General features: G+C 70.4%; 6 protein-coding genes. 4 read left to right on the forward strand and 2 right to left on the reverse strand.

Translation table 11 applies throughout. The features are described 5' to 3' along the window. The coding region (locus PROKR_RS36635) for an SGNH hydrolase domain-containing protein (protein ID WP_036971373.1) at positions 1-339 on the forward strand (339 nt) is incomplete at its 5' end. A gap of 96 nt (positions 340-435) precedes the next feature. On the opposite strand, the gene leuD is transcribed toward PROKR_RS36635, so the two are convergent. Both leuD and leuC read right to left on the reverse strand, forming a co-directional pair. Further along, on the reverse strand, positions 436-1,071 hold the full coding sequence (gene leuD, locus PROKR_RS29600) for a 3-isopropylmalate dehydratase small subunit (RefSeq protein WP_020013708.1): 636 nt from the start codon (positions 1,069-1,071) through the stop codon (positions 436-438). A 14-nt stretch (positions 1,072-1,085) separates the two neighbouring features. Next, the gene (gene leuC, locus PROKR_RS29605; protein ID WP_036971378.1) at positions 1,086-2,615 is read right to left on the reverse strand and encodes a 3-isopropylmalate dehydratase large subunit; all 1,530 of its coding nucleotides are present in this window, start codon (positions 2,613-2,615) and stop codon (positions 1,086-1,088) included. A gap of 139 nt (positions 2,616-2,754) precedes the next feature. Here leuC and PROKR_RS29610 point away from each other — a divergent pair, with 139 nt between their 5' ends. From PROKR_RS29610 to PROKR_RS29620, 3 genes are all read left to right on the forward strand, one after another. Beyond that, complete coding sequence (locus PROKR_RS29610) at positions 2,755-3,474, forward strand: IclR family transcriptional regulator (protein WP_026365378.1); 720 nt, start codon at positions 2,755-2,757, stop codon at positions 3,472-3,474. Positions 3,475-3,841: 367 nt separating this feature from the next. Beyond that, positions 3,842-4,012 (forward strand): hypothetical protein, encoded by a 171-nt coding sequence (locus PROKR_RS29615; protein WP_020013705.1) that lies wholly within the window; start codon positions 3,842-3,844, stop codon positions 4,010-4,012. A 219-nt stretch (positions 4,013-4,231) separates the two neighbouring features. Continuing rightward, positions 4,232-4,942, forward strand: a 711-nt coding sequence (locus PROKR_RS29620; protein WP_051433504.1) for a PH domain-containing protein, incomplete at its 3' end; no start/stop codon positions are given.

A 4,942-nucleotide genomic window follows, 5' to 3' on the forward strand; every position in this document is an offset into this window, starting at 1 on the left:
GTCGCCGCCGTCGCCGACGTGCCCCGGGCCGACCCGGAGGTGATCGAGTGCCTGACCGCGCCCGACGCGGCATCGGAGAACGCCACCGCCTGCCGCGTCCCGCGCTCCGTCGCGACCCGCGCCTTCGACCCGCAGCGGGGCGCCGTCGAGCGGCTGCACCGGCCCGACGTCGTCCTGGTGGACTTCACGGACGTCTACTGCGACGCCCGGGAGTGCCGGCCGGTGATCGGCGGCGTCACGGTCTACCGGGACGCCGACCACCTGACAGACACGTTCGCGGGAACGCTGGCGCCGTTCGTCGCGAACGCCGTCGCGCCCCTTCTGCGGCCGGGATCCTGACCAGATCCTGACCTCAGAAGGAACGCGAACCGTACGAACAGCGCTCACGCCGAGCTGTTACCTCGGACCGAGCAGCGCTGAGGCGCGAGCGGTGCGTCAGACCGGGCGTGCCGCCTCGATCTCGACGGCCGGCAGGTGCCGGGCCGGCAGGGTCTTCGGGCGCCACGACGCCCGGGTCTCCTCGAACGCGGTGATCTTGTCGGCCTCCTGCAGGGTGAGCCCGATGTCGTCGAGCCCCTCCATGAGCCGCCAGCGCGTGTAGTCGTCGATCTGGAACGGCACCGTGACGTCGTCGGCCGTGGCGGTCCTGGCCTCCAGGTCGACGGTCACCTCGGTGCCCGGCTTGGTCTCCAGGATCTTCCACAGGATCTCGATGTCCTCGGGCGAGACGACGCCCGCCACGAGGCCCTGCTTGCCCGAGTTGCCGCGGAAGATGTCGGCGAACCGCGAGGACAGCACGACGCGGAAGCCGTAGTCCTTGAGCGCCCACACGGCGTGCTCGCGCGAGGAGCCCGTACCGAAGTCCGGTCCGGCGACGAGCACGGACCCCGCGGAGTACGCCTCCTGGTTCAGGACGAACGACGAGTCGCCCCGCCACGCCGCGAACAGCGCGTCCTCGAACCCGGTGCGCGTGACCCGCTTGAGGTAAACGGCGGGGATGATCTGGTCGGTGTCGACGTTGCTGCGCCGCAGCGGGACGCCGACGCCGGTGTGCGTGGTGAACTTCTCCATGGTCAGTGGTCCTCTCAGCGCAGCGCGGGCTGGCCGGCTACGGGGATGGGCAGGTCGACGACGACGGACTCACCCAGCGGGGAGGCACCGACGCCGTCGAGCGGCGTGCCGTCGAACGTGGTGATGTCGATGTCGAACGGCAGATCCAGGTCGCTGACGCTGGAGAGCGTGCCCCGGATCGCCGTGGCGGCCGCGACGAGCGGCGACACCAGGTGGGTACGACCGCCCTTGCCCTGCCGACCCTCGAAGTTGCGGTTCGACGTCGAGGCCGACCGCTCCCCCGGCGCGAGCTGGTCGGGGTTCATACCCAGGCACATGGAGCAGCCTGCGTTGCGCCACTCGGCGCCGAACTCCTTGAAGATCACGTCCAGGCCCTCGGCCTCGGCCTGCAGGCGCACGCGGGCCGACGACGGGACCACGAGGACCCGGACGTCCGAGGCCTTCTCCTTGCCCTTGACGACCTTGGCCACGGACCGCAGGTCCTCGATGCGACCGTTGGTGCAGGACCCGATGAACACGGTGTCGACCTTGATGTCGCGCAGCGGCGTGCCGGCGGTCAGGCCCATGTACTCCAGCGCCTTCGCCGCGGTCTCGCGCTCCCCCTCGTCGGCGATGTCCGCCGGGACGGGGACGGACGCCGACAGGGGCAGGCCCTGGCCAGGGTTGGTGCCCCAGGTGACGAACGGCTCCAGGTCCGTCGCCTCGAGGACGACCTCGGCGTCGTACTGCGCGTCGTCGTCGGACCGCAGGGTCTTCCAGTACTCGACCGCCTCGTCCCAGTCCGCGCCCTCGGGGGCGTGCGGGCGACCCTTGAGGTACTCGAACGTGGTCTCGTCCGGCGCGATCATGCCGGCGCGGGCGCCGGCCTCGATCGACATGTTGCAGATGGTCATGCGCGCTTCCATGGACAGTGCCCGGATGGCCTCGCCGCGGTACTCGAGCACGTAGCCCTGCCCGCCACCGGTACCGATCTTGGCGATGATCGCCAGGATGATGTCCTTGGACGTCGCGCCCGCGGGCAGCGCGCCGTTGACCGTGATCGCCATGGTCTTGAACGGCGCGAGCGGCAGCGTCTGGGTGGCGAGCACGTGCTCCACCTCGGACGTGCCGATGCCGAACGCGAGCGCGCCGAACGCGCCGTGCGTGGACGTGTGCGAGTCGCCGCACACGACGGTGAGGCCCGGCATCGTCAGACCGAGCTGGGGTCCCACCTGGTGGACGATCCCCTGGTCCGCGTCACCGAGGCTGTGCAGCCGGACGCCGAACTCCTTGGCGTTGGCGCGCAGCGTGTCGATCTGGGTTCGGCTCGTCAGATCGGCGATCGGCCGGTCGATGTCGAGCGTGGGGGTGTTGTGGTCCTCGGTCGCGATCGTCAGGTCGGGTCGCCGCACCTGCCGTCCGGCAAGGCGCAGTCCCTCGAACGCCTGCGGGCTCGTGACCTCGTGGACCAGGTGCAGGTCGATGTAGAGAAGATCAGGCGAGCCGTCCTCGCCTCGACGCACCAGGTGCGCTTCCCAGACCTTCTCCGCCAGCGTGCCGGCCATTGCGGTTCGCCTCCCTGTCAAAACTACCTCTGTCAGAAACAACTGTGTGGAACTGCTTGGGGAACAACTTGGGGAACAACTCGGAACAACTTTGGGCCTCGACTTGCAATCTCACGTTCCGAGACGGCAATATCGCGGTATGGACGATACTAGCGGAGTCGGCGTCTTGGACAAGGCGGCGTCCGTCCTCGGGGCACTCGAGGCCGGCCCGGCCACCCTGGCGCAGCTCGTCTCCTCCACCGGCCTGGCTCGCCCGACGGCGCACCGCCTGGCGGTGGCTCTGGAGCATCACCGCCTGGTGGCACGGGACATGCAGGGAAGGTTCGTGCTGGGGCCGCGCCTCAACGAGCTGGCCACGGCCGCCGGTGAGGACCGCCTCCTGGCGGCAGCGAACCCCGTGCTCATCGCGCTGCGCGACCACACGGGTGAGAGCGCGCAGCTCTACCGCCGGCAGGGCGACCACCGCGTGTGCGTCGCCGCCGCCGAGCGCCCGGTAGGCCTGCGCGACTCGATCCCCGTGGGCGCCACGCTCAGCATGAGCGCGGGCTCCGCGGCCCATGTCCTGCTCGCCTGGGAGGAGCCGGACCGCCTTCACCGCGGCCTGCGGGACGCGACCTTCACGGCCACGATCCTCTCCGGCGTCCGACGCCGCGGGTGGGCCCAGTCCGTCTCGGAACGTGAGCTCGGTGTGGCATCCGTCTCGGCGCCGGTGCGCGGCCCGTCGGGGCGCGTCGTCGCCGCCGTCAGCGTGTCGGGTCCGGTGGAGCGGCTCTCGCGCCAGCCCGGCCGGCTGCACTCGGCGGCCGTCGTCGCCGCGGCGAACAAGCTCACCGAGGTACTGCACCGGTCCGGCGAGTAGCGGCCGAGCGAGTACCGACCGAGCGAGTACCGGCCGAGCGACTAGCGGCCGAGCGAGCACCGGGCGGGCGAGCACCGGGCGGGCGAGTACCGGTCGGGCGAGCAAACAGTACGGCGAGAAGCGGGTTCGGCGGGATCCCGGGGGATCTCGCCGGGCTCCGCCGCGTGCTGCTGCCGTCGGCCGTGCCCTGGCCGTGCGCCCTGGCCGTGCTCACCCGGTGTGCGCCCGGTGAGCGGTCCGTGAGTGTTGGTCCGCCACGCCGAGCCAGGTCATTCCCCAGGTCGGGGTGGTGTCAGTAGTCTCGTCCGCGACGTGCGCACACCCGGTGCGTGCGCACCAACGTCGGAGGAATCTGATGCCGCCTAAGGTGAGACTCATCATCATCTGGGTCGTGGTGATCTTCCTGCTCTACTCGGTCATCAACGACCCCGAGCGATCCGCCGACGTCGTGCTCGCCCTCTGGGACGTCATCTGGGGTGCCATCGCGAACATCGGCACGTTCTTCGAGGAGCTCTTCACCGGGTCCATCGGCCGCTGACGACGTAGTGTCAGCGGGCGGGACTCGGCGACGTCGAGCACACCCGTCACCAGGGACATCCCTGTCAGGACCAGTCCCGACAGACCTGTCACGCACAGGACCGTTTCCGGACAGGGCTAGTCCGGACAGGGCTAGTCCGGACAGGGCTAGTCCGGACAGGGCTAGTCCGAACAGGGCTATTCCGAACAGGACCAATCCGAACGCACCGGGGAGACCCGCATGAGCGCAACAGCGGACTTCGTGATCCGCAATCGCGCCCTGCAGCGGTACATCCTCGCGGACGAGAAGATCGTGACCGCCACACGCCGGCACTGGGCCAGGCTGTGGGAGCCGATCCTCACGACCACTGGTGCGTTCGCCCTGGGCCTGGCGATCCTGGTCGCCGTGGACCCAAACGTCCGCGACCAGCTCGCGTGGGTGTGGCTGCCGTTCCTGGTGCTCGGCGCGCGCCTCCTCTGGAAGTGGCTGGACTGGCGGGCCGAGTGGTTCGTCATGACCGACCGCAGGCTGATCCTGCTCACGGGGTTCCTGGTGCACCGGGTGGCGATGATGCCGTCCGAGAAGGTCACCGACCTCGGGTACGAGCGCACCCCGATGGGCCAGGTGCTCGGCTACGGCACCTTCATCTTCGAGACCGCAGGTCAGGACCAGGCGCTCGACCGCATCACGTGGGTCCCCCGCCCCGACTCCCGGTACCGCCTCATCATCGCGACGCTGTTCCACCCCGACGCCGCCGAGGCCGAGGCCGCCGCCCAGTCGGGGCCGGGTGGACGGCCACAGGCCGTCACACCGGCGGAGACCCCGCCGCCCGTCGCCCCGCCGGCGCTGATGCCACGGATCGGACGGCGCAGCAATCCCCCGACACAGCGCATCGAGCTGCCGCACCTGCGCGAGCAGACAGACTCGGGCGGGGTCGGGTCGGCGGGTGTC

The sequence above is a fragment of the Promicromonospora kroppenstedtii DSM 19349 genome (assembly GCF_000515355.1).
In the GTDB taxonomy this organism is placed as follows: Bacteria; Actinomycetota; Actinomycetes; order Actinomycetales; family Cellulomonadaceae; genus Promicromonospora; species Promicromonospora kroppenstedtii.